The following is a 25,301-nucleotide window of genomic DNA, read 5'->3' on the forward strand; positions in this document are numbered from 1 at the left end:
GTTACCGCTAGGTAGCCGGTACGGGTCCCAGTGGCGGCCCCCGCCGAGCGCCCACCGTGTGCCGTTCGACAGGAGCAAGAGATGCGCGAGATCGCCGTCCCCGCAGTCGCGAAGCGAGAAGAGGCAGGCGGGCTTGCCGACTTGGTGTTCACCAACGCCAAGGAAGCTCCCGACCACATCGCGTACCGGCGCCGCCAGGGTGGGGCGTGGGTCGACGTGACCACGACCGCGTTCGTCGCGGAGGTCACCGAGGTGGCCAGGGGCCTCATCGGCGCGGGCATCGGCGCGGGCGACCGGGTCGCGATCCTCGCCGCCACCCGCTACGAGTGGACCCTGCTCGACTTCGCCATCTGGGCCGCGGGCGGCGTCTCGGTGCCCATCTACGTGACGTCCTCCGCCGAGCAGATCCAGTGGATCCTGTCCGACTCCGGCGCGGTCGCGGTCATCGTGGAGACCACCGAGCACCTGGCCCGGGTCGACGCCGTCAAGGACAACCTGCCCGACCTCAAGCACGTGTGGCAGATCGACGACGGCGCCATCGACAAGATCGTCGAACTGGGCAAGGACACCGACGCGGCCGAAGTCGACGCCCGCCGCACCGCCGTGACCGGCGCGGACACCGCCACGATCATCTACACCTCCGGCACCACCGGAAACCCCAAGGGCTGCGTGCTCACCCACGACAACTTCTTCGCCGAATGCGGCTACGGCGACCACAACCTCCCCGAACTCTTCCGCGGCGTTGGCAGCACCGAGAAGCCGTCCACCCTGCTGTTCCTGCCCGTCGCGCACGTCTTCGGCCGCATGGTGCAGATCGGCTGCGCGCTGTCGCGCACGACCATGGGCCACGGCCCCGACGTGAAGAACCTGCTGGACGACCTGGCCACCTTCCAGCCCACGTTCATCCTGTCCGTGCCCTACGTGCTGGAGAAGGTCTACAACGGCGCCCGCCAGAAGGCGCACGCCGCGGGCAAGGGCAAGATCTTCGACGCCGCCGCCGACACCGCGATCGCCTACAGCAAGGCCGAGGGCAAGGCGGGCTTCGGCCTCAAACTCAAGCACGCGATCTTCGACAAGCTGGTCTACAGCAAGCTCCGCGCGGCCATGGGCGGCAAAGCCAAGTACGCCATCTCCGGCGGCGCGGCCCTGGGCCTGCGCCTCACGCACTTCTTCCGCGGCGTGGGCCTGATGGTGCTGGAGGGCTACGGCCTCACCGAGACCACGGCCGCCGCCACGACCAACACCCCGAGCGACTTCAAGGCGGGCACCGTGGGCCGTCCCCTCCCCGGCAGCGCGGTCCGCATCGATGAGGACGGCGAAATCCTCCTCAAGGGCGGCCAGGTCTTCAAGGGATACTGGAACAACGACGCGGCCACCGCCGAAGTCCTCGACGCCGAAGGCTGGTTCCGCACCGGCGATCTTGGCGCCCTGGACGACGACGGCTTCCTCACCATCACCGGCCGCAAGAAGGAAATCCTGGTCACCAGCGGCGGCAAGAACGTCGCCCCCGCGGTCATCGAGGACCGCATCGCCTCGCATCCCTTGGTAGCGCAGGCCATGGTCGTCGGCGACGGCCAGAAGTACATCGCCGCCCTCATCACCATCGACAAGGAGTACTTCACCTACTGGAAGACGACCGTCGACAAGCCCGCCGACGCCACCGTCGCGGACCTGGCGGACGACCCGGTCCTCCTGGCCGAGATCCAGAAGGCGGTGGACGAGGGCAACGCGGCGGTCTCCAAGGCGGAGTCCGTCCGCAAGTTCCGCGTCCTGGCAACGGAGTTCACCCCGGAAACCGGCCACCTCACCCCGTCCCTCAAGCTCAAGCGGCGGGTCATCATGAAGGACTTCGGCTCCGAGGTGGACAGCCTCTACTCCTGACCCAGCCGCCCGCCCGCACCCGATCCTGCCGGGTGCGGGCGCGGCAAACCCGTGCCCGGTCAGAAAAAGCACACCCGCGGTGCCGATCCCGAGCGCGTCAGCCGTTGAGCCGGACCACTTCCGCGGCCATCAGCAGCTCGGCCCCGGCGCGGGGTTCCATCGGATCGCGCCCGGTCAGTTCGTGGATTCGCCGGAGCCGGTAGCGGATGGTGTTGGGGTGGGTGAAGAGTCGGTCAGCGGTGTCCTTGAGCGAACCGCGCTCATCGGCCCACATGAGCAGCGTGGTGAGCAAAGTGGACTGCTCGATGGGCGACACGGCCCGCATCCCGGCCAAGACGTCATGGGAAAGCTCCAGAGCCAGCTTGGGCGCCCCGGCCACGAGTGTCGTGAGTGGACGGTCGGTGAAGCCCGCCGCGCCGGTTCTCCCGGGCGGCAGGCACCGGCGGGCGATTTTCGCCCGGCGCAGTGCCGCCGCGACCCGCTGCAACGATGAGACCGGCGGACTGACGCCGACCGCGACCAGCACACCGGCCAACACCGCCCGCAGCGCGCGCAGGTCCGCGGCCCGGGAAACCACGACGATGGCGACCTCGGCCTCCCCGAGCGTGTGCCAGACAGCCGTCCACTGGTTCACCTCGGGGACGACACGATCGCAATACAGCACCACGAAAGGCCCGGCGGGCGGCAATTCCAGTTCCGCCGCCGCGGCGTCGAAGTCGATGGTGTGCCCGCCCAGCACTGCCTCAAGAACCGGCACCATTTCCCTCGGCCGGGCGGACGGGTCGCCCGCCTCCCGGTAAGCGGCGGTGATCGCGTCGCAGTACCGGTTGACGATTCGCCACACCGTGTCGCCGATCTGCGGCAGTTGCGCCGGGGTGAGGGCGGGAACCGCGCGCGCGGTGAGCGTCTCGTAGGTGAACGCGCCCGCGATGCGGTACGCGCGCAGCACGGCGGACAGCGGAATGCCTCGCGCCGCTTGGCCTCGCCCGGTGTCGCGGGCCACGTCGACGTCGACTTCGGCGCCGTCGATGACAGCCTGGAAGGCGCTGCCGAGGTTCGCCGCGCACGCTTCGCGCAGCGCGGCGGGGTTCACCCTGCGGTAGAACTCGTCGGTCTCGCTGAGGCGATCGGCCAGTTCGGCCGCGAAGCGCGGCAGCCTCGCGAGCTGCGTCTTGGCCAGGTCCAGCAGCTCGGGAGGCAACGGCGACGTGATCGTCGGAGCGCCCATCGCACGACTGTAACCCGCCACCAGACCATTTTGTACCGGCTGGTACGACCGGGGGATGCGCTGCGAGGTCCACCTAGCCCGTCCGGCGGCACCGACCCCGGCCCTGCTCGCCCTGCTCGACCCCGTCGAGCGGGCCCGCCGGGAGTCCTATGCCCGCGCTATCGACCAGGCCCGGTTTCTCACCGGCCGGGTGATGGCGAAGGCGCTGGTGGGCCGCGAGTTGGGCGTCCCGCCGGGGGCGGTCCGCTTCGACAGCACCTGCCCGGACTGCGACCGCCCGCACGGCAAGCCCCGGGTCGACGGCGGCCCCGAGCTGTCCATCTCCCACTCGGGCGACCGGGTGGCAGTCGCGCTGGCCGCCGCCCCGGTCGGCGTAGACGTGGAGCGGGTGGTCGAGCGGGAGCTGATGGCCGAGCTGGTCCGCCTGTCGCTGACCGAGCGGGAGCAAGCGGCGCTGGACACGCCGGTCCCGGGGTTCTTCACGTACTGGTCCCGCAAGGAGGCCGTCCTCAAGGCCACCGGCCGGGGCCTGACGATCCCGATGCGCGCCATCGCGGTCAGCGCCCCCGACGAGCCCCCGGCCCTGCTCGACGGCGCCGAAGCGGGCCTGCTGCCCGCCACGACGCACCTGGTCGACATCGACGCGGGCCCCGGCTACCGCGCGTGCGTCGCCGTCCTGGGCGACACCTTGCCGCGCGTGCGCGTGCTCCCGGCCGACGACCTGGTAAAACAGCTCGGCTAGAGGTCCAAGCCCAGCGCGAGCAGCAGCGTCCGGAACTTCGCCGAGGTCTCCGCCAGCTCCGCGGCAGGCCGGGAGGCAGGCATAATCCCGGCCCCGGCGAACAGCCGCATCCCCGCCCCGGACACTTCCGCGCAGCGGATCGCCACGACCCACTCGCCGTCGCCGTCGGCGGCGCACCAGCCGACGACGCCGCTGTAGAAGCCGCGGTCGAAGGGCTCCAGGTCGGCGATCGCGGACCGGGCCGCCGCCGCGGGCGTGCCGCAGACCGCCGGTGTGGGGTGCAGGGCGGCCGCCAGCCGCAGCGACGAGACGTCCGGGTCGGTCAGCTCGCCGGTAATCCGGGTCGACAGGTGCCACATGGTCGGCGTGCTGACCAGCGACGGCCCGCCGGGCACGTACAGCCCGCGGCAGAACGGGGCGAGGGCGTCCACCACGGCCTCCACGACCAGCCGGTGCTCGGCCTGGTCCTTCGTGGACGCCAGCAGCGCCGCCGCGTTGGCCCGGTCGCTGTCCGGGTCGGTTCCCCTGGGCAGCGACCCGGCCATCGGGTTGGACACGACCTGGGTTCCGGCGCGGGCGAGCAGCAGCTCGGGGCTGGCGCCGAGCAGGGTGCGACCGCCGGGCAGGTCAGCGGCGTAGGTGTAGCCCAGCGGGTTGGCCGCGGCCAGGCCGGGCAGCAGCCGGACGACCTCGACGCGCTCGGCGAAGGTCAGCCGCAGCGCCCTGGCCAGCACGACTTTGCGCAGCTCGGTGTCGGCGCACAGGGTGGTCACCGCGTCGGCGACGGCCCGTTCGTAGTCGGCGGGCTCGGGGACCGCGACGACCTCGGGCGCGGGCGGCGACCACGGCTCACCGGCGGGCAGATAGGGGTGGACGCTGCCCGCGCGGCGCACGGACTCGGGGATGACCAGGTGCCCGGGGGCGGCTGAATCGAACGGGAGCGCGCCCACCGCGACCGGGGCCTGGGTGTCGACCAGCAGTTTCGTCACCCGGGCTGCGAGCTCGTCGGGGTCGGTCTCGCTGACGACGGCCTGGGAACCGGTGGCCAGCAGCGTGCTCTCCGGGCCCGCGAGCAGGAACGACCCGGGCCGGTAGTCCTCGACCAGGTCGGCCGCCGCGCGATGCGCTCCGTCTGCTGCCATCGCCCCATCATGCCTACCGCGTCGCCCGCGTGGGCACGGGCGGGCTATGGCTTTGCCCACCCCGGCCTTGCCCACGCCTGCCTTGCCCACGCCGGAAACGCCTCGGGTGGGCGTCGACACCGACGCCCACCCGAGGTTTTCCGATTAGTTCAGCGCGTCGAGCAGCGCGGCGCGCTGGCGCTCGCCGAGACCGGCCGCGCGCCGGTCCGGGTCGATCCCCGCCTGCTCAAGCAGGGCGGCCACCTTCACCGCGCCCAGGCCGGGGACGGCCTTGAGCAGGGCGGCGACCTTCGTCTTTCCGATGGTCTTGTCGTCCTTGGCCTTATCGAGCACCGACGCGATGGTCCGCTCACCGGACTTAATCGACGCCAGCAGTTCCGAGCGCGCCTTGCGGGCCTCGGCTGCCTTGGCGAGCGCATCCGCGCGCTGCTCGGGAGTCAACGTGGGCAGAGCCAACGTAATTGTCCTTCCTTCATCACCCGCCGCGGCAGCGGTGGGTCAGACTGTGGTTCGGCGGGCACCATGACTACCGACGGTGACCGAAGCGGAAACGAATCCCCACCCTCGGCGCACCGTGCGACCCGGCGGCCCGGTGCCTTTCACCAGTAAACGACACCTCGTTGGGCAACATACCCCCGACACGCAGAAACCTCCTGCGGAGCGCGGCGGGTCAGGGGTCGGCGACGCTGCGTGAGCGCATGATCAACATCCGAATTGCGCCGTTTCGACTGTGTCGCGGTAGCGACGCGCGCACTATCGTGTGAGATTACTTGCCGGTAGTCGGGGCTTCGGAATCCGCCGGGCGGCGCAGCCGTCCCATTCCCCAGGAGCTTGTCAACGATGTTGAGCACCATGCAGGACGGTTCCCTGTCCATCGCGACGCTGCTGCGCCACGGCTCGACCGTGCACGCGGGCAGCGAGGTAATCACCTGGACGGGGGAGGCTGGCCGCACCGCCACCTTCGCCGAGATCGGCGACCGGGCCGCCCGGCTGGCCAACGCGCTGCGCGGCCTCGGGGTGACCGGCGACCAGCGAGTGGCCACGTTCATGTGGAACAACGCCGAGCACCTGACCGCCTACCTGGCCGTGCCCGCCATGGGCGCGGTGCTGCACACGCTCAACGTGCGGCTGTTTCCCGAGCAGATCACCTACATCGCCAACCACGCCGAGGACCACGTCGTCATCGTCGACGCCTCGATCGCGCCGCTGCTGGCCAAGGTCCTGCCCACGTTCGAGACTGTCCGGCACGTCATCGTGGCCAACGGGCCCGCCGCCGCGATCACCGCGCCAGAGGGCGTCGAGGTGCACTCCTACGACGACCTGCTCGCCGCCGCGTCGAACGAGTTCGACTGGCCCGAAGTGGACGAACGCGCCGCCGCCGCGATGTGCTACACCTCCGGCACCACCGGCAACCCCAAGGGCGTCGTCTACTCGCACCGGTCGATCTGGCTGCACTCGATGCAGGTCTGCATGGTCGACGGCATGGCACTGTCCTCGGCGGACCGCTCGCTGGTGATCGTGCCGCAGTTCCACGCCATGTCGTGGGGGATGCCGTACGCGGCGTTCATGTCCGGCGCGTCGCTGATCATGCCGGACCGGTTCCTGCAGCCGGAGCCGCTGGCCACCATGATCGAGCGGTTCCGGCCGACGCACTCGGCCGCGGTGCCGACCATCTGGCAGGGCCTGCTCGCGCACCTCGACAGCCACCCGGCGGACCTGAGTTCGCTGCGTGAGGTCGTGGTCGGCGGCGCGACGTGCCCGCCGTCGATGATGCACACGTTCGCCGAGAAGTACGGCGTGCACATCACCCACGCGTGGGGCATGACGGAGACTTCGCCGCTGGGCACCGTGTGCCGTCCCCCGGCCGGGATCTCCGAGGAGGCGGCCTGGGAGTACCGCTACACCCAGGGCCGCCTGCCCGCGGGCGTCACCGCCCGGCTGATCCGCGACGACGGCAGCGAGGCCCCGTGGGACGGCGAGAGCATCGGCGAGCTTGAGGTGCGCGGGCCGTGGATCGCCGCGTCGTACTACCGGCTGGCCGAGGACGGCGAGGGCGCGGAGAAGTTCGACGACGGCTGGCTGCGCACCGGCGACGTCGGCACCCTCACCCCGGACGGCTTCCTCACCCTCACCGACCGGTCGAAGGACATCATCAAGTCCGGCGGCGAGTGGATCTCGTCGGTGGAGCTGGAGAACCACGTGATGGCGCACCCGGCGGTGGCCGAGGCCGCGGTGATCGGCGTGCCCGACCCGAAGTGGGACGAGCGCCCGCTGGTCACCGTGGTGCTGCGCGAGGGAGCCGAGGCCAGCCCGGAGGAGCTGCGCGGCTTCCTGGCGGACAAGGTCGCCAAGTGGCAGCTTCCGGAGAGCTGGGCGTTCATCGAGGAAGTGCCCAAGACCAGCGTCGGCAAGTTCGACAAGAAGGTGCTGCGCGCCGCGCACTCCGAGGGCAGGCTGGATGTCAAGCGGCTCGGCTGAGCGGCCTAGCCCGCTCGGCACAGCGCACGCGGCCGATTAGTCCGAGTCGGCGCCGCCAATCGGGCGCACGGAGCCAAGGGGCTGGGTAGGGTCGTCGCGTTCCCGCGACTGAAGGGGGTGACGACCCTGCCCAGCGAGCCGACGCTCGGTCCGCGCGCCCGCAAGCTCAACGCCACGTCCTATGTGGTCTTGGGGATGCTCAGCCACGGCCCGGCGACCAGCTACGACCTGAAGCAGCGGGTCGGGTACACCGTCGGCAACTTCTGGGCGTTCGCGCACTCCCAGCTCTACGACGAGCCCGCGCGGCTCGCCGAGGACGGCCTGGTCACCGCGGCCATCGAGGACGGCGGCAGGCGCAGGCGCACGTACTCGATCACCCAGGAGGGCCGCGACGCGCTGCGCGAGTGGCTGGGGGCGCCCACTCCTGAGCAGACCGAGGTGCGCGACCTGGGCCTGCTCAAGCTGTTCTTCGCGACCTTCGGCGACCGGGCTGACCTGGTCAACCTGGCCCGGACGCGGCGGGACTCGCACAAGTCCCGCGCGGACGGCTATCTCGCCCAGCACGAGCGGATCGTGGACTACGCCGACCCGTGGCAGGTGAAGTCGCTGGAGCTGGGCATCCGCATCGAGCGGTGCGTCGAGGAGTTCTGGGCGGAGTTCGTCACCGAGTTGGAGACCGGGACGGCGGACTGAGCCAACCGGCTGTCAACCGTTTACACGGCACGCGCGCGACGCGAAAATCGGCACCATGACCATGTCCCGGATTCTCGTCACCTGCTGTGTCGCGCTGGCCGCCGTCGTCTCCCCCGTCCCGGCCGCCGCCGCGGTGACGGCGCCGGTCGACTACCGCGAGTTCCGCCTGCCCCGCGCGTTCGCCGCCGGGCTTTCCGAGGGGCTCTTACCCGCCCGAAACGGCCTCCGGATCGCGCGACCCGCGGGCACGGTCGAGCACACCGAGCCGGGATTGGGCACTACCCGGCGCTACGAGTACGGCGCCTGGACCTCGCCCGAGCACCGGCCCGGGTTCGCCGCCACGCAGCTCGTCGCGTCGTGGAACGCGGTGACGCCGCCGGGGACGTGGCTGCACGTCGAGCTGCGCGGCTCGGGCGGTCCCCGCTGGTACTCGCTGGGCCGGTGGGCCTCCGGCGACGGCGACATCCAGCGCACCAGCGTCCCCGGGCAGTCCGACGCGGCGGGCACGGTCGACGTCGACACGTTCGTCGCCGCCCAGGGTCTTACCGCTTACCGGTTGCGCGTGACGCTCTACCGGCTCGCGGGCACGGACGCCTCGCCGACGCTGAGCATGGTCGGCGCGATGACCTCGGCCGTGCCGGACCGGTTCACCGTGCCCGCGAGCGCCCCCGGGCAGGCCCGCGGGATCGAGCTGCCGGTGCCCCGCTACTCGCAGAACACCCACGTCGGCCAGTACCCCGAGTACGGGGGCGGCGGCGAGGCGTGGTGCAGCCCGACCTCGACGGAGATGGTGGTCGAGTACTGGGGCCGCGGTCCCAGCGCCGCCGACCTGGCCTGGGTGGACCCGGCGTACGCCGACCCCAGCGTCGACCACGCCGCCCGGCACACCTACGACCGCGCCTACGACGGCACCGGGAACTGGCCGTTCAACACCGCCTACGCCGCCACGTTCGGCCTGTCCGCGCATGTGACACGGCTGCGGTCGATGGCGGAGCTGGAGTCCTACATCGCCGCGGGCGTCCCGGTGGTCACCTCGCAGTCCTTCCGCGCCGACGAGCTCGACGGCGCGGGCTACGGCACCGCGGGTCACCTGATGGTGGTCGTCGGCTTCACCCCCGAGGGGGACGTGATCGCCAACGACCCCGCGTCGCCGAGCAACGCCGCCGTGCGCCGGGTGTACGACCGGGCCCAGTTCGAGACCATCTGGCTGCGCACCAAGCGGCACACCGCCAGCGGCGCGGTCGCGGGCGCGTCCGGCGGGATCGCCTACATCATCCGGCCAGCGCGGCGCTGACGGCCCGCTCCACCGGGGTCGGCTCCCGGCCGATGAGCTTGGCCAGGTCGGGGCGGACCGCGCTGAGCGCGCCCGCGCGGATGTGGCTCTCGGCGTCCACCAGCAGGTCCACCACGAACCCCGGCAGCCCCGCGCCCGCGAGGACGGCCCGCCGCTCGTCGTCGGGGACCGGGACGTGCGCCAGCGGCTTGCCCGCGGTCTCGGCCGCGATGGCCGCCAGCTCGGAGAACCGCCACGCCCGCGGCCCGGTCAGCTCGTACACCGCGCCGTCGTGCCCTTCTTCGGTGAGCACTATCGCGGCGGCGAGAGCGAGATCGTCCCGGCTGGCGGTAGCGATCTCACCGTCACCGGTGGCGGTCGTAAGAGCCCCGCTGGCAAGCGCTTGCGGTAGCGCGTCGGTAAACACCTCGTGGTACAGACCGTTGCGCAGGAAAGTGAAGGCCAGCCCGCTGTCCCGGATGGCGGCCTCCGTCGCCGCGTGCACCCGGGCCAGCAGCAGCGGCGAGGTGTCCGCCTCGCTCAGGCTCGTGTAGACCAGCCGCCGCACCCCCGCGCGGCGCGCCGCGGCGACGGCGGCCAGGTGGGCGGGCCCCCGCACGTCGTCCGGCCCGTCCGCGGAGATGAGCAGCAGCGTGTCCACCCCGTGGAAGTCCAGGCTGTCCGGCCGGGTGAAATCCCCCTGCCGCACGGCCACGCCGCGCTCGGCGAGGCGCGCCGCTCTGGCAGGGTCGCGCACGGAGACCGCCAGATCGGCCGCGGGCGCCCGGTCGAGCAGGTGTCGCACGGCAAGGCTGCCAAGTTGTCCGGTGGCGCCGGTCACCAAGATCGTCACGGTTCGTCCATTCCCTAGTCGCGTCGGGTTCGGACGAACCGTAGGTCGGGCACTAACTTAGAGATAGTACCTACCTGAACCTCCTATACTTACCCGAACGAAAGCCACCAGGTGAAAGGGGCGCACGCACATGGGCGACATGATCGAGGCCACACCCTTCAACGTCTTCAACCGCGACTGCCCCGGCCGCGCGGTCATGGAGCACGTGGCGAGCCGCTGGGGCGTCCTGGTCCTCGGCGTCCTCCTGGACGGCACCCACCGCTTCAGCGAGCTACGGCGCGCGGTGGGCGGCGTGAGCGAGAAGATGCTCGCCCAAACCCTCCAGTCCCTCGAACGCGACGGCCTGGTCCACCGCGAAGTCCACCCGGTGATTCCCCCACATGTGGACTACTCCCTCACCCACCTGGGCGTCCCCATGGCCGAACGCGTGCGGGAGCTCTACCGCCTGATCGAGCGGCAGACCCCCGACATCCTCGCCGCCCAGCGCTCCTACGACCATCGCAAAGCCGCGCTGTCCGATGGCGGCCATTCGGCCTAGTGGAGTCCGCTCGACGTTGACCGCGGCGGCCGGGCTCGGAAAAGTCAGTGCCGACCCCAGACGGCGCCCAGGGCGGGCTTGGGGATACTCACCTCCTCGAAGCCCGCCTTCGGGAAGCGAGCCTGACCCGAGGAGTGCGGTGTTCACCGATGCCGAGTTCCCCGCGGTGCCCTACCCCGGCACCCGCCCGCCGTGCTCGTTCGTCCACGACGACGGCCGCGGCTGGCCGTTGACCGCCGACCCGGCCGCGCTCTCCGGCTGGCGGGTAGACGGAACCGACCTGGACGCCTGGCTGACCGCGCGAGGCGCCGCGCCGCTCGCCGAGCGGCTGCCGCTGCTGTCTTACGGCTCCAACCCGAACCCGGCCAAACTCACCTGGTTACGCGAAGCCCTCGGGCTGTGTGGGCCGGTCGCCGTTCTCCGGGTTCGCTGTGAGGGCTTGGCGGCGGTATGGGCGGCGGGTTTCCGGGTGGTCGACGACCAGCGCCCGGTGGTCCTGGCGGCGAGCCCCGGGGCGGACGAGGAGCACGCCGTCCTCATGGTCACCCAGGAGCAACTCGCCGTCCTCGACGTCTGCGAGGGCCGGGGGGAGCGCTACCACCTGGCCCGGGTGTCCTCCGGCCGGGTGACGCTCATCGACGGCGGCGGCGTGCTCGACCGGGTGCCCGCCTACGTCGGCGCGTCCACCATCCGCAGACCGCTGCTGGTCGACGGCGCCCCCGTGCGCTGCGCCGACGTGCCGCAGGCCGTAGCGGTGAACCTGGTCGGCGAGCCCGCGCCCAACGACGGCCTCGACCTCGACGTGCTGGTCGGCGCCCCAGACCCGGCCGACTACCCCGGGGCGCTGTTCGTCTACGGCACCCTCCAGCCGGGGGCCTCGGCCTGGCACCTGCTCGCCCCGCACGTCGCGGGCGAGCCCCGGCGGGCGCGGCTGGGCGGCACCCTGTTCGACACCGGCTTCGGCTACCCCGCGCTGCGGCTGGGCGCCGGACCGGGCGTGTCCGGGTGGACGGTGCCGCTGCGCGAGGGCGCGGCCCTGGCGGCACTGGACGATTACGAGGGCGAGGAGTACGTGCGCGTCCGAGTGGCGACCGCCAATGGCGACGTGTGCTGGACCTACGTCTGGGTCGCCCCGGTGACCGGAATGGCCGCCCTCACCGACCCCTGGGACGCGGAATCCACCATCGGCTAAACAGCGGCCGGCCAGAACCGACGCCTGGGCGCGGCGTCCACGATCGGGTGAACGGGGGCCGGTGTCCGGCGCGGTTTCCGGTCGCCCTGATAGGACAGTCCACACACGACGAATGGGGGAAGTCATGTGGGGGACAACAGGAACAGCGGTGGCGGTCGCGCTCGCGGCGGTGGTCGCGCCCGCTCCGGAGAGTGACGGTGGGTTGTGCGGCGCGGCGGCGCTGGCCGCGTCGATCGGGGACCTCGACCCGGGGGCGGGACAGCGGCACGCCACCTTGGCCGTCCGCAACGTCTCGGCCGCGACCTGCACGCTTAACGGGTTCGGCGACGTCCATCTGGTCGCCGCGGACGGGTCGCGCAACCCGACCGTGGACGCGCACGTCAACGACCCGGGGCCGACGCCGGTGCGGCTCGCTCCCGGCGCGGCGGCGGGCAAGCGGCTGCGGTGGAGTGTCGTGCCGGGTCCGGGTGAGCCGGTCGAAGGCCCGTGCAGGCCGCCGTCTACGGCGCTGCGCGTGACCCTTCCGGGCGGCACGGGACAGGTGACGGTCGCGTTCGCGTTCGGGTCGGTCTGCTCGGGCGGACGGATCGAGACCAGCGCCTATTACCCGGCCTGACCTGGGAAAAGTGCACTCCATCGGGTGATGCGCGTTGCGCGGGTCGCACGCCGACGCGACCGTGTGGTCCATGAGACCGCAGCACCTGATCGGAAGCGACGTGTTCGACCCGGACGACCGCAAGGTCGGCCGGGTCGGCGCGGTGTACCTGGACGCCGCCACCCGCGAGCCCGCGTGGGTGACGGTCGGCACCGGGCTGTTCGGGCGCCGGGAAAGCCTGGTGCCGCTCGACGGCGCGCGCCTGGACGAGCGGAAGCTGCGGATCGCGGTGGCCAAAGAGGTCGTCAAGGACGCGCCCACCGCGGACGGCCCGCTGACCAGGGCCGACGCGCACGCCGCGCAGCGGTTCTACGGCCTGCCGGAAAGCGAGCCGCCGGTGCCGTACGCGCGGGTGCCCAAGCCCTCGGACATGCCCCGGCGGCCACCGCAGCAGCGCTACGTCGTGCACGCCGACCAGCAGGTGACCAAGTCCCCATAAGGCGCGTCACACCGCCGTAGGCCAGTTGTTCTCACCCAGACGGTAGCCGGCGGACGGGTGAATCCGTCAGGCTCTGCGCCATGAGCACCGAACCCGACGGCGCCCCCGCGGAAGACCCGCTCGCCCAGATCACCCTGACCCGGCGGGGTTTCGCCGCGGTGCTGTCGGTGGTGGGACTGCTGGCCGGGCTGGTGATGGCCCTGATCCCGGTGCACGTCGCGCACCCGGACGCGGCCCAGTCGAGATCGGTGACCTGCGGAAACGCCATCGGCGGCGCGGAGACGCCGTGGATCGTGGAGGACCTGGGCGTGGCGGACCGGGCGCTGACGGTGTCCTACATCGACATGTGCGAGCGGGCGATCAGCGAGCGGGCCACCACCGCGTCGCTGCTGTTCTTCAGCGGACTGGTCGGGGGCCTGGCGCTGGGGGTGGTGCGGCGATCAGCTTCCCCGGGTTCAGGACGCCACGCGGGTCCAGCCGGTCCTTGACCGCGGCGAGCACGTCGACGCCGAGCGCGCCGATCTCCCCGGGCAGGTAGGGGGCGTGGTCGACGCCGGTGGCGTGGTGGTGGGTGATGGTGCCGAGCCCGGCGATGGCGGCGCTGGCCGCCTGTTTCGCCGCCTGCCACTGTCCGATCGGGTCGTCGGCGTCGCGGGGGACCAGGACGGTGAAGTACAGCGACGCGCCGGTCTCGTAGGCGTGGGAGATGTGGCAGGCCACGATCGGCTTGCGGCCGGGGCCGGTCAGCGACCCGAGCAGGGCGCCGCGGACGGCGGCGCGCAGCCGGTCCACCCCCGCCCAGTAGGTCGCCGTCTCCAGGGTTTCCACGCACATCCCGGCGTCGAGCAGCGCGTCCCGCTGGCGGGGCCCGGCGAACCGGCCCGCCCGCCAGGCGTCGCCCGGTCCCACGCCCAGCCGCACGACCGGCCCGAGCGCGCGGCGGGTCGCGCGGCGGCGGGCCAGCATCTCGGCGCGGGTGCGGCCTTCCCAGCCGACGATCAGCAGGCAGGGTTCCACGACGCCGCGGGCGCGCAGGTAGGCGCGCAGCGCGGCGGGCCGCCAGCCCTCGGCGAGGGCCAGCGCGACCTCGGTCTCCTTCGGGTCCGACAGCCGGGTGACCGTGCCCAGCGCGCCGCCCTGGGCCAGGGTCCGCACCGCGGCCGCGCCCTCGGCGAAGCCGTCGAGGACGAAGCCCTCGTAGCGGTCCCAGGCCGGGGCGGGGCGGACCCGCAGGGTGACCTCGGTGATCACCCCGAACGCGCCTTCGCTGCCGACGACGAGGTGCCGCAGATCGGGTCCGGCCGCGGAGGCTGGCGACACGCCCAGGCGCCATTCGCCGCGCGGGGTGGCGAGCCGGACGCCCGCCACCATGTCCTCGAACCGGCCGTAGCCCGCCGAAGCCTGGCCGGAGGAGCGGGTGGCGGCGAACCCGCCGAGGGTGGCGCGCTCGAAGGACTGCGGGAAGTGGCCCAGGGTGAGCCCGTGCGCGGCGAGCAGCCGCTCGGCTTCCGGGGCGAGCACACCGGCGTCGAACACCGCGAGCCGGGAGACCGGGTCGACCGAGACGAGCCGGTCGAGGCGCGCGAGGTCCAGCACGACCACCGCGGCCTTGCCGCCACGCAGCGCCGCCACTCCGCCGACCACCGACGTGCCGCCGCCGAAGGGCACCACGGCGATGTCGTGCTCCGCGCACGCCTCGACCACGCGCTGCACCTCGGCGCGGTTTCCCGGGCACACCACGGCATCCGGCACGGCGGGCCTGCCCGCGCCCCTGCGGGCCATGAGGTCCACATAGGACAGTCCACCCGCGCGGCCGAGTCGGTCTTCCCGCTCCACCAAGACATGCTCGGCGCCGACGATGTCCGCCAGGACGGCGCGCGCCGGGGCGGGCAGCCCCGACTCGGCGACGGTCAGCGCGGAGTCGGGCGCGACCGGCGTGCTGCGCGCGGCGAGCCCGGTCTTCGCGCTCAGCCACCGGTTCGCGTGCGCGGGCAGGACCGCGTCCGCGCCGCCGGAGCGGGTCCAACCGGCGCGGACCCGGCGGTCAGGGAGGACTGGGTGGTCCACAGGCAGGTTCACGGTTAGAGTGTGACATATGACGTCTGAACGTCACACAAAAACCGCTGTGCGGGCAGCTTCGCCCAGCCGCGTGGACGACGACGCGCTGCTGGACGCCGCCCGCGCCTGCGTGCTCGACCAGGGCGTGCGGCGCACGACGCTGACCGACGTCGCGCGGCGCGCCGAGGTGAGCCGGATGACCCTCTACCGGCGGTTCCCGGACGTGCGCAGCATGCTGACAGCCCTGATGACCAGGGAGTTCGGCGCGCTGCTCGCGCGCACCAGCGGCGCGGTGACCGGCCAGAACGCCCGCGCCCGGCTGGTCCGCGGCTCGGTGGCGGGCGTGCGGGCCATCGTGGCTGACCCGCTGATGCGCACCGTCCTCGACCGCGACGGCGAACTGGTCTTGCCCTACGTCGTGGAGCGGCTGGGCAGCACCCAGCACATCGCCGAGCAGTTCCTGCTGGCCCAGCTCACCGCCGGGCACGCGGACGGCTCGGTCCGGGTGGCCGACCCGGCGACCCAGGCCCGCGCGCTGCTGCTGGTGGTGCAGTCGTTCGTCCTCTCACACGGGCCCGCCACCGTCGACGTCGACGCCGAGGCGCTGCTGGCGGAGTTGGCCCACGTGCTGGACGCGAGTCTCGCGCCATGACCGCCCGCACCGCGCTCAACGCCGCCCGCCGCGCCGAGGACCTGGCCGCCCTGGCCGCGGGCGAGACCGTGGACGTGCTGGTCGTCGGCGGCGGGGTCACCGGCGCGGGCGTCGCCCTCGACGCCGCCGCGCGCGGGCTGACCGTGGCCATCGCCGAGGCGGAAGACCTGGCGTTCGGCACCTCCCGGTGGTCGAGCAAACTCGTCCACGGCGGCCTGCGCTACCTGGCCAACGGCGAGGTCGGCCTGGCCCACGAGAGCGCCGTCGAGCGCGGCGTGCTGATGACCGCGACCGCGCCGCACCTGACTCGCGCGCTGCCGCTGCTCGTGCCGCTGCACCCGGCGGTGTCCCGCCGCGACGCGGGCGTCACGTTCGCGGGCCTGCTCGCGGGCGACGCCCTGCGCCGCGCGGCGCGCACCCCGTCGAGCCTGCTGCCCCGCCCGCGCCGGGTGTCCGCCCCCGAAGCCCTGGCCCTGGCCCCCGGCCTGCGCCGGACCGGGCTGCGCGGCGGCCTGCTGTCCTTCGACGGCCAACTCGTGGACGACGCCCGCCTGGTGGTCGCCCTGGCCCGCACCGCCGCCGGGTTCGGCGCGCGCGTGCTGACCCGGGCCCGCGTGACCGGGGTGAGCGGCACGGGCGCGGAGATCGTGGACGGGCTCACCGGGCGGGCGGTCGAGATCCGCGCGCGGGCGGTGGTGAACGCGGCGGGCGTGTGGGCGGGCGAACTCGTGCCGGCGGTGCGGCTGCGGCCCTCCCGCGGGTCGCACCTGGTGCTTGACGGCGCGGCGCTGGGCGTGGGCGGAGCAGCGCTGACGGTGCCGATTCCGGGCGCGTTCGGCCGGTTCGCGCTGGTGCTGCCGCAGGAGGACGGCCGGGTGTACGTCGGCCTGACCGACGAGCCGGTGGACGGCCCGATCCCGGCCGTGCCCACGGTCCCCGAGTCCGATGTGGACTTTCTGCTGTCGGTGGCGTCCTCGGCGTTGGAGCGGACCTTGACCCGCGCGGACGTCTTGGGCGCGTTCGCCGGTCTGCGTCCACTGGTCGATTCTCCTGTGCTGGCAGCGGATTCGCGCAGCGCGGACCTGTCCCGCAACCACGCCGTCCTGACCGCGTCCAACGGCGTGATCACCGTGGTGGGCGGCAAACTGACCACCTACCGCCGAATGGCCGCCGACGCGGTGGACGCGGCAATCGACGCTTCGGGGCTGGCCGCGGGACCGTCGCGCACCCGGACGATTCCGTTGGTCGGCGCGGCGTCTCGTACCACTCTATCCACAGTGGACGCGCCGGTTCGGTTGGTTTCCCGCTACGGAACCGAAGCCGCCACCGTGCACGCCCTGGGCCAGCTCGACCCGGAGCTGGCCGCCCCGATCGCCCCCGGCTGCCCGGTCACCGCGGCCGAGGTCGTCTGGGCCGTGCGCAACGAAGGCGCCCTCACCCCCGCCGACGTCCTGCACCGCCGCACCCGGATCGGTTTGGTCGCCGCCGACGAAGCCGCCGCGGCGCCCGCCGTCACCGCCCTGGTCGAGCGCACCCTGAACGGCCTCACGGCGTCGGTGTGACCTCGTCGGCGAGCATCGTCCGCAGCCGCGAGTGCCGGAAGGCGTAATGCCCGCCGACCCGTTGCAGCACACCGACCCGGCTCGCGTCGTCCAGGAACCGCCCAAGCCGCCACGGCAGCAGCCCCAGCGCGGCGCAGGTGATCCGGGCGCTGAAATAGCGGCCCCACACGGTGATCGAGAGGATCAGCGCGCTGGTCAGGCACCCGGCCGCCACGGAAACCGCGGCCGGGTACTCGACCACCGACCGCGGCATCACATAGACCGTGGCGGTGAGCGCGCCGAACACCGGCACGACAGCGCCGAACGCGAGCCTGCGCACCCGGCGCACGGCGGCGTCCGGACTGGCGTACGTCCGCGTCCGCGACAACGGCCGCTGCACGAGCCAGCGGACAGCCATGAGCACCGTGACAAACACGGTCAGGGCAGCGCTGAGCGCGCCCAGCCACGCCCCGGTGCGCAGGCCGACGACCAGACCCGTCGCCGTCCCGACCGCCACCGCGACCCCCACCATGGTGTCCACCAGCGGATCGTCCGGCGACCGCACCGACGCGGGCGTCATCCACTGCCCGACCGCCACACCGACCAGCGGGATGGTCACCACCACGACGAGACCACCCAGAATCTCGGCCGAGCCGGTCAACCAGGCTTCGACCAGATAGAGCGGCCCCGCGATCAGCGAAGCGCAGACGGCGAGCCCGATCCACGGACGCCGCATCCGGTCCGCCAGCTCCCACCAGCGCAGCTCACCGGTCTCGGCGGCCAGCTCACGGGCCAGGAACTCGATCCACTGGGCGGCCTTCTCCGGTTTCCACGCCGTGCGCGGCCCGGTCTTGGGCAGCAGCAGTTCGGGCGCCCGCGCGGCCGAGGCCCCGAACACCGAGGGCACCAGCCGCCGCCACAGCCGCTGTTCGAGAGGCTTGCCGTCCTCCCGCAAACCGGGGTCGAGGTAGACCTGTCGGAGCAGGTAGATGGTGAGCGGGTTGGACAGCAGGCGTTTGAGCGCGGTCGGCGACGCGCTGCCCAGCTTCGGCGACTTCGGATCGAGATCGGCCCACCGGCTGTCGGACTTCGTCAGGTACGCCACGGCTTCGGCGGGCGGCGTGGGCAGCAGCGTCACGGTGCGCAGCCCGCTGATCCGGTTGGCCGCGCCCTTGAGCGCGTCGTGCGGGCCTTTCCGACAGGTGATGATCAGCGGCGTGCGGGCGTTCGCGCGGGCAAGCAACGCCAGCAGGTCGATCCGGTCGGGCTTGGGAAGTTCGTCCACACCGTCCACGACGCAGCGGATCCGGCCCGCGGAGACCAGCCCCGCCACCGCCGTCCCGCCGTACTCGGCCGTGTTGCCCAGAACACCGACGTTCGCTGAGATCCAAGCCGACGCCCACTCCTGAAGGCTCGCGTACTTCCGGCGCCATGAACTGGCGGGCAACACCAACGGAACCGCGCCGTCCGCGGACAACGCGCGGGCGATCATCAGACACGCCGTCGTCTTCCCCGCCCCGGCCTCACCCACCACGAACAGCCGCAGCCGGGGCGGCACCGGGTCCACCAGCTCACCGGTCTCCCGGATGACCAGCTCGGCCGCCTCGCCCTCGGCCCGCCACCGCACCGGAATCACCACATCATCCAGCCCGCGACGCCCCAACTCGTCCTCCAGAAACGCCCCGATGGCCGCCCGCAACGCCCGCTCGGCGTGGTCGAGCTGCGCGGGCGTGCTGACCCGCTCCACCGCCGACTTCCGCACCGGAAGCGCCAACACGACCGCCACCACAGCAAGCCCCGCCGACACGATCCCCGCCACCCAGCTGACCGGCTCCAACGCGCCCCTGGCGTCATCGCCCAGCCCACTCAGATAAACCGTGACGAACAACCCCGCACACGCGCCCGCCAACACCACACCGATGAGCACTCGCCGAGTCATGATCCCCCGCCTGCCGCTGCCGGAGGAGTCGCCATCCCCCACCGACGCGTTACGACCACCTCCCCACGTGGCGACATGCCGAACGCCGACAGGGTGCGACTACAAGGGCCGGATGCCTGCCGGTCGTTGGCGACGTTCGGCCGGGTCAGGCCGCAGACGTTCGCCGAGATCCAAGCCCGACACCCACTCCTGAAGGTTCGCCGCGTCATGCCCCCGCCTGCCGCTGCCGGAACCCACCGACGCGTTACGGCCGCCTCCCCGCTGCGGAGAGGCGGCCGTAACCGACATCACTCGGCGTCGAACGCGCCTTCCAAGGCCGCCAGCAGCGAACCCCACTGCGCCAGGAAATACCGGATTCCGGCGAGCAGGTTGTCAACCGGCTGCCAGATGTCGCCATGTCCGGGGATCTGGTGCTGTTGGAACACCGGGTCGGTGATCTGGGTGAGGCCCTTGGGCGGGGCGCCCTCGGCCGCGCTGGGCGCGTTCATGTCCATCGCGTGCGGGTTGCCGCCGGAGGCTCGGTCGACGATGCGCGCGATCTGTTCGGCGTCGATTTTGGCGGGGTCGACGCCGTGGTGCACCAGGATCTCGACGGCCGAGCCGATCCACCGGGCGCGGTCCACGCGGGACGCGGGCACGCCCGGGGTCGGGGGTGGGCCGCTGGGGCCGTAGGCGGGTTCGGCCCCGGCGACGGGGCGGAACTGGGTGAAGTCCGGCGCGGCGGTGCTGGTGTAGGTCGGGCCCGCCGTGGCCGGGGTGGTGTAGGTCCGGTCGGCGGCGGCGTCGATGCCCGCAGTGTTCACCGGGGCGGCTTGGCGGGTCGTCGCGGTCGGGGACTGGCTGGCGCGGCCGCCGATGGTCTCCAGGAGCCGCTTCACGGACTTGGCCAGTTTCACGATCTTCTGGATCGTGGTCATGATCTTCTGCAGCGAGGAGATGAACTTCCGCACCTCGCCCATGATCTTCTGCGCCGTCCGCACCGCCTCGGCGACCGAGCGGGCGATGCCCTCGGCGATGCTCGCCCCGAAGCTCAGCCAGGACTTGGCCAGCGCCTCGATGATGATCGTGATGACCTTCTGGACGCACGAGTTGATGAAGTCCAGCACGGCCTTGCGCACCTGCGCCAGCAGCTTGCCCGCGCCGCTGATCGCCGCCCCGACGCCCCGGCTGACCTCGGCGAGCGCGTCCAGCCCCTCGGCCTGGGTCGCGGCGGCCCGCCGGTACGCCTCGCCCGCCGCGCCCTGCCAGCCGCCGGTCTCGCTCGCCACGGCATCGCGGTAGGTGTCGGCAGCGGCGACAAGTTCGTCGCCTGCCCTGGCCCAGCCCTGGGCGCTGCCCATGATCGAGTCCGCGTCGCCGAGCAGCGCGTCGAACGGCTCCCGCAGGAACGAGATGTGCTGGATGATCCAGCCGAACCCGGCGCTGCCCGCGGCCCCCAGCGGGTCCTCCGCGATGCCGATGACGTCGAGGGCGACGTTGGTGATCGACAGGCCCGCGTCGAGCCAGTCGCCGCGCTCGATGGCGGTCTTCGCGCCCCTGACGTCGACGGTGAGGCTGGCCGCCGCCTGCTCGCCGGTGGTCATCTGCCCGCCTCCCGGCCCGCGAAGGTCGCCGCGTTCCCGGCGTCGATCCGCTCGTACTCGCGCGCGACGGTCTCCAGTCCCGCCCGCACGTCGTCGACCGCCGCGGCGACCTTGCGCACGCCGTCGAGCACGTCCCCGCAGGCGCCGGTGACCGCGGCGGCGAAGAACTGGCCGATCACGCCGTAAGCGCCGTCGGACACCGACCGCGCGGACCCGGTGGCCGAACCCACCCGGGTCGAGAGAGCCGCGACGGTGCGCGCGTGGACCCGCACCTCCGCCACGTTGACGTCAAATCCGCTGCCCATGTGCCTGGCTCCTAGTTGACGACTTCGGGTGGGTTCTCGAAGTACTCGTCGTCGCCGCGCGTGTCGCGCAGGAGTTCGAGGTTCGACGGATCGTCCGTGCCGTCCCCGGCGTGCCCCTGGGGCAGGTGCGCCTTGACGACGTCGAGCGCGGGCGAGTCCCCGACCAGCTCCCGCATGGCCGCCACGACCTGGGCGCCCGCCTCGCGCTGCGCCTGCCGGGTGACCTCCATGATCACCCGCGCCAGGTGCTCCGGCTCGATGTCGCGCACTCCGGGCCGCAGGACCAGATCGGTCGTTGCGCCGTTGGCCGCGACCCGGACGGTGATCTCCCCGTCCGGCGAGGTGGCCGAGCCGCCCACCTCCCGCAGCGCCTGGTCCGCCTTCCGCGCGCTCGCCGCGGCCTTCTTCAGCGTCTCGTCGTACTGCGCGAGCCACTGCTCAGGGTTCGTCAACACCCCTCCAATGGTCCATCCCGGATGATCCGCCCCACTGTGACGGAGAATCCTCCGATCCGTTCCCCGCCGGGCCCGAAACGACCAACTCGTTTGCAGGCGCACCGGCCAGTCGGTTCACCGACCCGCGAACCGGGATACTGGGCCGGACAGCGTCAGGCAGGGGGCATCGGTCGTGCTGGAGATTGACGGGGTCTGCAAACGCTATGGCGACGTCGCCGCCTGCGACCAGGTGAGTTTCCAGGTGCGCGCGGGCGAGCTGTTCGGGTTCGTCGGGGGCAACGGCGCTGGCAAGACCACCACCATGCGCGTCGTGCTGGGGGTGGTGGTCGCGGACGCGGGCGAGGTGCGCTGGGCGGGCGCGCCGCTGGACCACGCGACCCGCCGCCGGTTCGGTTACCTGCCGGAGGAACGCGGCCTGTACCCGAGGATGCGGGTGCTCGACCAACTGGTCTATCTCGCCGAGCTGCACGGGTTGGGGGTGAACCAGGCCCACCGCGCCGCCGAGGACTGGATCGCCCGGCTAGGGCTGCGCGAGCACCGCGGCGCCGAGGTGCAGCGGCTGAGCCTGGGCAACCAGCAGCGGGTGCAACTCGCGGCGGCGCTGGTGCACGACCCGGAGGTGCTGGTGCTGGATGAGCCGTTCTCCGGCCTCGACCCGCTGGCGGTGGACGTGCTGGCCGCGGTGCTGCGCGAGCGCGCGGCGGCGGGCGTGCCGGTGTTGTTCTCCAGCCACCAGCTGGATTTGGTCGAGCGGCTGTGCGACCGGGTGGGGATCATCCAGCGCGGCCGGATGGTGGCCTGCGGCGCCGTGGACGAGCTGAGAGCGGGCAGCGGGACGACCGTGGTCGTGCACGCGCCCGGGGCCGCGCCGGGCTGGGCGGACGGCCTGGCAGGCGCCACCGTCGTGGATGTCCACAATGGACGCACCAGGCTGCGGCTGGCCGACGGAGCTGACGACCAGGCCGTGCTCGCCGCCGCCCTGGCCACCGGCCCGGTGCGGGAGTTCAGCCACCACCGCCCGTCCCTGGTCGAGCTTTACCGCGACACGGTCGGAGACGGCTCGTGACCGCGCGGCGGGCCGTGTGGCTGATCGCCCGGCGCGAGTTGCACGCCCGGCTGCGCACCCGCTCGTTCCTGGTCGGCACGGCGGTGTCGGTGGCCGTGCTGATCGGGTTCGTGTTGCTGCAGAGCACGGTTTTCGGCACCCCGAACGTCACCCGGGTCGGATTGTCCGGCCAGGCAACGGTTCTGTCCGGCCCGCTGAGCGAGGAAGCCCGCACCCGCGGCCTGGATGTGCGCGCGTCGACCGTGCGCGACCCGGCGGCTGGCGAGGCGATGGTGGCCGAGGGCGACCTGGACGCCCTGGTCACCGGCCCCCCGGCCGCGCCGCGCGTCGTCGTCGGCGACACCCTGGACGAGAACCTGCGCCGCGCCCTGAATGCGTTGGCGCAGCGGGAAGTCCTGCGCGCCCAACTCGCCGCGGTCGAGGACCTGGACCCCGACCACGTCCTGGCGACCGTCGCCGCGGCGGGCGTCGACGTGCGGTCCCTGCACGCCCCCGACGCCCAGCGGGACCAGCGGCTCGCGGTGGCGCTGGTGATCGTCGCGCTGCTGTACCTGTCGCTGCTGCTCTACGGCACCATGGTCGCCCAGGGAGTGGTGGAGGAGAAATCCAGCCGGGTAGTAGAAATCCTGCTGGCCACCGTGCGCCCGTGGCAGCTGCTGCTGGGCAAGGTGATCGGCCTCGGCTTGGTCGGCCTGGCGCAGCTCACCGTGATCGGCGCGGTGGGGGTCGCCCTGGCCACCGTCACCGAAGTCCTGACCATTCCCGGCGCGGCGCTGGGAACGCTGCTGTGGGGCTTGTTCTGGTACCTGCTGGGCTACCTGTTCTACGCGTCGGTCTTCGCCGCGGCGGGTTCCCTGGTGTCGCGGCAGGAGGAGACCCAGGCGGTGCTGCTGCCGGTGACCTCGGTGCTGGTGCTGGCGTTCGTCCTCGGCCTGGGCCTGCTCACCCGCTCCCCCAACGGAACCGCCACCGCGGTCCTGTCGGTCCTGCCCCCGTTCGCCCCCATCCTGATGCCCGGCCGCATAGCCTTGGCCGAAGCCCCCGCCTGGCAGGTCGCCGTGGCCGCCGCGCTGACCCTGGCCGCCGTCGCGCTGCTGGCCCGCCTAGGCGGCCGGATCTACGCGGGCGCCATCCTGCGCACCGGCCCCCGCATCCCCCTGCGCGAGGCCCTGCGCGGCTGACTCCAGTTTTTCCACAGCAGACCCGAATGGCCTATCGACTACCTCCAAGTGGCCCAGGAAGATCGCGTGATCACCCCCACTCCCAGGGCTAGGACGACACCATGCGCATCATCAGCACACTCGCCATCGCAGCGGCAGCGGCCATGGTCCTCACCGCTCCCACCGCCACCGCCGCCGTGATCACGACCGGCCAGGGCGGCATCCTCAGCGGCAATCAGGTCGTCGCTCCCATCAACCTCCCCATCACCGTCTGCGGCAACGCGGTCTCGGTCCTGGGCTCGGCAAGCGCGGCCTGCGGCTACCGCGTCAGCGTCAAGGTCGGCGACTCCCGTTGACCACCGGGGGAAAGGGCCGCCCGGAGCGGCCCTTTCCCGTTGCCGGTAGCGCGACTCCCGCTCAGCCCTTCACCCGGTCGTAGCGGGCGAGGGCGACTTGGCGTTCGTGGGCGTGGTCCACGATCGGCGCCGGATAGCCGGGGGCGAGGTCGCCGGGCTGGTGGGCCGTTTTCCCTGGCACGCCACGCAGTTCCGGCACGTGGCGGCGCACGTAGTCGCCGTCGGGGTCGAATTTCTCGCCCTGGGTGGTGGGGTTGAAGACGCGGAAGTACGGGGCCGGGTCGGTGCCAGTGCCCGCCATCCACTGCCAGCCGTGTTGGTTCGAGGCCAGGTCGCCGTCGACCAGGTGGCGCATGAAGTGCCGGGCGCCGCGCCACCACGGCACGTGCAGGTCCTTGACCAGGAAGCTCGCCACGATCATCCGGACCCGGTTGTGCATCCAGCCTTCGGCGAGGAGTTGGCGCATTCCGGCGTCCACGATCCGATAGCCGGTCTCGCCTCGGGTCCACGCGGCGAACCGGGCTTCCGCGTCGGCCCCGGTGTCGTGTTCCATCGCGTCGAACTTCGGGTCGAGGTTGGCCCGCGCGGTTTCCGGGCGGCGCCACAGGACGTCGGCGTAGAAGTCGCGCCAGGCCAGTTCGGCGCGGTAGGCGTCCGGGCCGTCGCCGGACTCGGCGAGGTCGGCGAGCAGGGTTCTCGGGTGCACGCACCCCCACCGCAGGTAGGCGGACATGCGACTCGTCCCGGGCCGGTCCGGCCGGTTTCGGCCGCGCTCGTAGTCGGCGAGCCGTTCCCGGTGGAACCTCGCCCACGCCGCCAGCGCGGCCTTCTCCCCCGCGGGCGGCAGCACGGCGGTGAGCGCGGATTCGTCCGGGACGCCGACCGCGCCCGCGACACCGGACGCGTCCATCCAGTCCACTATGGATGGTCCGGTGTCCGCGGGCTCGGGCCAGCCGTGCCGCGCCCACGCCCGGAGAAAAGGCTCTTGGTAGTTATGTGTGGGTGCGTTCGGGTAGGTCGGGGCGGTATCCGCCGAGGGCGAGGAGTGCGAGGGAGATGAGGTTGTGGGGGT

Annotated in this window: 25 protein-coding genes; 15 read left to right on the forward strand and 10 right to left on the reverse strand. The window is 72.5% G+C overall.

All coding sequences use genetic code 11. The features are described 5' to 3' along the window. The first annotated feature begins 81 nt into the window (after positions 1-81). Entirely contained in the window at positions 82-1,881 is a 1,800-nt protein-coding gene (locus tag ACZ6SD_RS16405) for an AMP-dependent synthetase/ligase (protein WP_465317760.1), read from the forward strand. A gap of 97 nt (positions 1,882-1,978) precedes the next feature. On the opposite strand, the gene ACZ6SD_RS16410 is transcribed toward ACZ6SD_RS16405, so the two are convergent. After that, the gene (locus tag ACZ6SD_RS16410; RefSeq protein ID WP_465317761.1) at positions 1,979-3,109 is read right to left on the reverse strand and encodes a PucR family transcriptional regulator; all 1,131 of its coding nucleotides are present in this window, start codon (positions 3,107-3,109) and stop codon (positions 1,979-1,981) included. 55 nt (positions 3,110-3,164) lie between these two features. Between ACZ6SD_RS16410 and ACZ6SD_RS16415 the strand changes: the two genes are divergently transcribed. After that, complete coding sequence (locus tag ACZ6SD_RS16415; protein WP_465317762.1) at positions 3,165-3,851, forward strand: 4'-phosphopantetheinyl transferase family protein; 687 nt, start codon at positions 3,165-3,167, stop codon at positions 3,849-3,851. Here the strand turns inward: ACZ6SD_RS16415 and ACZ6SD_RS16420 are convergent. Both ACZ6SD_RS16420 and mihF read right to left on the reverse strand, forming a co-directional pair. Next, complete coding sequence (locus ACZ6SD_RS16420) at positions 3,848-4,993, reverse strand: isochorismate synthase (protein WP_465317763.1); 1,146 nt, start codon at positions 4,991-4,993, stop codon at positions 3,848-3,850. The genes ACZ6SD_RS16415 and ACZ6SD_RS16420 overlap by 4 nt on opposite strands. Before the next feature lie 144 nt (positions 4,994-5,137). Then, entirely contained in the window at positions 5,138-5,449 is a 312-nt protein-coding gene (gene mihF, locus ACZ6SD_RS16425) for an integration host factor, actinobacterial type (protein ID WP_175482930.1), read from the reverse strand. Between the two features lie 384 nt (positions 5,450-5,833). On the opposite strand from mihF, the gene ACZ6SD_RS16430 reads away from it, so the two are divergent. From ACZ6SD_RS16430 to ACZ6SD_RS16440, 3 genes are all read left to right on the forward strand, one after another. Then, on the forward strand, positions 5,834-7,471 hold the full coding sequence (locus tag ACZ6SD_RS16430; protein WP_465317764.1) for a long-chain fatty acid--CoA ligase: 1,638 nt from the start codon (positions 5,834-5,836) through the stop codon (positions 7,469-7,471). Positions 7,472-7,588: 117 nt separating this feature from the next. Continuing rightward, positions 7,589-8,164: a helix-turn-helix transcriptional regulator gene (locus ACZ6SD_RS16435; RefSeq protein ID WP_465317765.1), complete on the forward strand. Its 576-nt coding sequence runs from the start codon at positions 7,589-7,591 to the stop codon at positions 8,162-8,164. Between the two features lie 55 nt (positions 8,165-8,219). Further along, positions 8,220-9,458, forward strand: coding sequence for a C39 family peptidase (locus ACZ6SD_RS16440; RefSeq protein WP_465317766.1), 1,239 nt, complete (start codon positions 8,220-8,222; stop codon positions 9,456-9,458). Here the strand turns inward: ACZ6SD_RS16440 and ACZ6SD_RS16445 are convergent. Continuing rightward, positions 9,436-10,290 carry an SDR family oxidoreductase gene (locus ACZ6SD_RS16445; RefSeq protein ID WP_465317767.1) on the reverse strand — a complete coding sequence of 285 codons (855 nt, stop codon included), beginning with the start codon at positions 10,288-10,290 and terminating at the stop codon, positions 9,436-9,438. The genes ACZ6SD_RS16440 and ACZ6SD_RS16445 overlap by 23 nt on opposite strands. A gap of 130 nt (positions 10,291-10,420) precedes the next feature. Between ACZ6SD_RS16445 and ACZ6SD_RS16450 the strand changes: the two genes are divergently transcribed. The 5 genes from ACZ6SD_RS16450 to ACZ6SD_RS16470 all read left to right on the forward strand — a co-directional run bounded on the left by ACZ6SD_RS16450 (position 10,421) and on the right by ACZ6SD_RS16470 (position 13,602). Next, on the forward strand, positions 10,421-10,828 hold the full coding sequence (locus ACZ6SD_RS16450) for a winged helix-turn-helix transcriptional regulator (RefSeq protein ID WP_465317768.1): 408 nt from the start codon (positions 10,421-10,423) through the stop codon (positions 10,826-10,828). 139 nt (positions 10,829-10,967) lie between these two features. Further along, positions 10,968-12,020, forward strand: a complete 1,053-nt coding sequence (locus ACZ6SD_RS16455) for a gamma-glutamylcyclotransferase family protein (RefSeq protein WP_465317769.1) — start codon at positions 10,968-10,970, stop codon at positions 12,018-12,020. A gap of 148 nt (positions 12,021-12,168) precedes the next feature. Then, the gene (locus ACZ6SD_RS16460; protein ID WP_465317770.1) at positions 12,169-12,636 is read left to right on the forward strand and encodes a DUF4232 domain-containing protein; all 468 of its coding nucleotides are present in this window, start codon (positions 12,169-12,171) and stop codon (positions 12,634-12,636) included. A gap of 70 nt (positions 12,637-12,706) precedes the next feature. Further along, entirely contained in the window at positions 12,707-13,114 is a 408-nt protein-coding gene (locus ACZ6SD_RS16465; RefSeq protein ID WP_465317771.1) for a PRC-barrel domain-containing protein, read from the forward strand. A gap of 80 nt (positions 13,115-13,194) precedes the next feature. After that, entirely contained in the window at positions 13,195-13,602 is a 408-nt protein-coding gene (locus tag ACZ6SD_RS16470; RefSeq protein ID WP_465317772.1) for a hypothetical protein, read from the forward strand. Here the strand turns inward: ACZ6SD_RS16470 and ACZ6SD_RS16475 are convergent. Next, positions 13,511-15,193, reverse strand: coding sequence for an FAD-binding oxidoreductase (locus ACZ6SD_RS16475; RefSeq protein WP_465317773.1), 1,683 nt, complete (start codon positions 15,191-15,193; stop codon positions 13,511-13,513). The genes ACZ6SD_RS16470 and ACZ6SD_RS16475 overlap by 92 nt on opposite strands. Positions 15,194-15,209: 16 nt before the next feature. Between ACZ6SD_RS16475 and ACZ6SD_RS16480 the strand changes: the two genes are divergently transcribed. Further along, on the forward strand, positions 15,210-15,824 hold the full coding sequence (locus ACZ6SD_RS16480; protein ID WP_465317774.1) for a TetR/AcrR family transcriptional regulator: 615 nt from the start codon (positions 15,210-15,212) through the stop codon (positions 15,822-15,824). Next, on the forward strand, positions 15,821-17,386 hold the full coding sequence (locus ACZ6SD_RS16485; protein ID WP_465317775.1) for a glycerol-3-phosphate dehydrogenase/oxidase: 1,566 nt from the start codon (positions 15,821-15,823) through the stop codon (positions 17,384-17,386). Before ACZ6SD_RS16480 ends, ACZ6SD_RS16485 begins: the two co-directional genes overlap by 4 nt. Here ACZ6SD_RS16485 and ACZ6SD_RS16490 read toward each other — a convergent pair. From ACZ6SD_RS16490 to ACZ6SD_RS16505, 4 genes are all read right to left on the reverse strand, one after another. Further along, entirely contained in the window at positions 17,370-19,304 is a 1,935-nt protein-coding gene (locus tag ACZ6SD_RS16490) for a hypothetical protein (RefSeq protein ID WP_465317776.1), read from the reverse strand. The genes ACZ6SD_RS16485 and ACZ6SD_RS16490 overlap by 17 nt on opposite strands. A gap of 287 nt (positions 19,305-19,591) precedes the next feature. After that, on the reverse strand, positions 19,592-20,887 hold the full coding sequence (locus ACZ6SD_RS16495) for a hypothetical protein (RefSeq protein ID WP_465317777.1): 1,296 nt from the start codon (positions 20,885-20,887) through the stop codon (positions 19,592-19,594). Next, positions 20,884-21,192: a type VII secretion target gene (locus ACZ6SD_RS16500; protein WP_465317778.1), complete on the reverse strand. Its 309-nt coding sequence runs from the start codon at positions 21,190-21,192 to the stop codon at positions 20,884-20,886. Before ACZ6SD_RS16500 ends, ACZ6SD_RS16495 begins: the two co-directional genes overlap by 4 nt. 11 nt (positions 21,193-21,203) lie before the next feature. After that, entirely contained in the window at positions 21,204-21,647 is a 444-nt protein-coding gene (locus tag ACZ6SD_RS16505) for a YbaB/EbfC family nucleoid-associated protein (protein WP_465317779.1), read from the reverse strand. Between the two features lie 175 nt (positions 21,648-21,822). Here ACZ6SD_RS16505 and ACZ6SD_RS16510 point away from each other — a divergent pair, with 175 nt between their 5' ends. The 3 genes from ACZ6SD_RS16510 to ACZ6SD_RS16520 all read left to right on the forward strand — a co-directional run bounded on the left by ACZ6SD_RS16510 (position 21,823) and on the right by ACZ6SD_RS16520 (position 24,229). Next, positions 21,823-22,713, forward strand: a complete 891-nt coding sequence (locus tag ACZ6SD_RS16510; RefSeq protein ID WP_465317792.1) for an ABC transporter ATP-binding protein — start codon at positions 21,823-21,825, stop codon at positions 22,711-22,713. Continuing rightward, entirely contained in the window at positions 22,710-23,894 is a 1,185-nt protein-coding gene (locus ACZ6SD_RS16515; RefSeq protein ID WP_465317780.1) for an ABC transporter permease, read from the forward strand. The genes ACZ6SD_RS16510 and ACZ6SD_RS16515 overlap by 4 nt, the downstream gene beginning before the upstream one ends. A gap of 101 nt (positions 23,895-23,995) precedes the next feature. Continuing rightward, the gene (locus ACZ6SD_RS16520) at positions 23,996-24,229 is read left to right on the forward strand and encodes a chaplin family protein (RefSeq protein WP_465317781.1); all 234 of its coding nucleotides are present in this window, start codon (positions 23,996-23,998) and stop codon (positions 24,227-24,229) included. A gap of 61 nt (positions 24,230-24,290) precedes the next feature. Here ACZ6SD_RS16520 and ACZ6SD_RS16525 read toward each other — a convergent pair. Further along, positions 24,291-25,301: cryptochrome/photolyase family protein (locus tag ACZ6SD_RS16525; RefSeq protein WP_465317782.1), on the reverse strand; the 1,011-nt coding region annotated here is incomplete at its 5' end.

It is taken from the genome of Actinokineospora sp. NPDC051303, from assembly GCF_055586285.1.

Excerpts from the sequence above, each read along its gene's own strand:
- ACZ6SD_RS16405 (WP_465317760.1), top strand. The coding sequence starts at position 82 with ATGCGCGAGATCGCCGTCCCCGCAGTCGCGAAGCGAGAAGAGGCAGGC.
- ACZ6SD_RS16410 (WP_465317761.1), bottom strand. The coding sequence starts at position 3,109 with ATGGGCGCTCCGACGATCACGTCGCCGTTGCCTCCCGAGCTGCTGGAC.
- ACZ6SD_RS16415 (WP_465317762.1), top strand. The coding sequence starts at position 3,165 with ATGCGCTGCGAGGTCCACCTAGCCCGTCCGGCGGCACCGACCCCGGCC.
- ACZ6SD_RS16420 (WP_465317763.1), bottom strand. The coding sequence starts at position 4,993 with ATGGCAGCAGACGGAGCGCATCGCGCGGCGGCCGACCTGGTCGAGGAC.
- ACZ6SD_RS16430 (WP_465317764.1), top strand. The coding sequence starts at position 5,834 with ATGTTGAGCACCATGCAGGACGGTTCCCTGTCCATCGCGACGCTGCTG.
- ACZ6SD_RS16440 (WP_465317766.1), top strand. The coding sequence starts at position 8,220 with ATGACCATGTCCCGGATTCTCGTCACCTGCTGTGTCGCGCTGGCCGCC.
- ACZ6SD_RS16450 (WP_465317768.1), top strand. The coding sequence starts at position 10,421 with ATGGGCGACATGATCGAGGCCACACCCTTCAACGTCTTCAACCGCGAC.
- ACZ6SD_RS16465 (WP_465317771.1), top strand. The coding sequence starts at position 12,707 with ATGAGACCGCAGCACCTGATCGGAAGCGACGTGTTCGACCCGGACGAC.
- ACZ6SD_RS16470 (WP_465317772.1), top strand. The coding sequence starts at position 13,195 with ATGAGCACCGAACCCGACGGCGCCCCCGCGGAAGACCCGCTCGCCCAG.
- ACZ6SD_RS16480 (WP_465317774.1), top strand. The coding sequence starts at position 15,210 with ATGACGTCTGAACGTCACACAAAAACCGCTGTGCGGGCAGCTTCGCCC.
- ACZ6SD_RS16485 (WP_465317775.1), top strand. The coding sequence starts at position 15,821 with ATGACCGCCCGCACCGCGCTCAACGCCGCCCGCCGCGCCGAGGACCTG.
- ACZ6SD_RS16490 (WP_465317776.1), bottom strand. The coding sequence starts at position 19,304 with ATGACTCGGCGAGTGCTCATCGGTGTGGTGTTGGCGGGCGCGTGTGCG.
- ACZ6SD_RS16495 (WP_465317777.1), bottom strand. The coding sequence starts at position 20,887 with ATGACCACCGGCGAGCAGGCGGCGGCCAGCCTCACCGTCGACGTCAGG.
- ACZ6SD_RS16500 (WP_465317778.1), bottom strand. The coding sequence starts at position 21,192 with ATGGGCAGCGGATTTGACGTCAACGTGGCGGAGGTGCGGGTCCACGCG.
- ACZ6SD_RS16520 (WP_465317781.1), top strand. The coding sequence starts at position 23,996 with ATGCGCATCATCAGCACACTCGCCATCGCAGCGGCAGCGGCCATGGTC.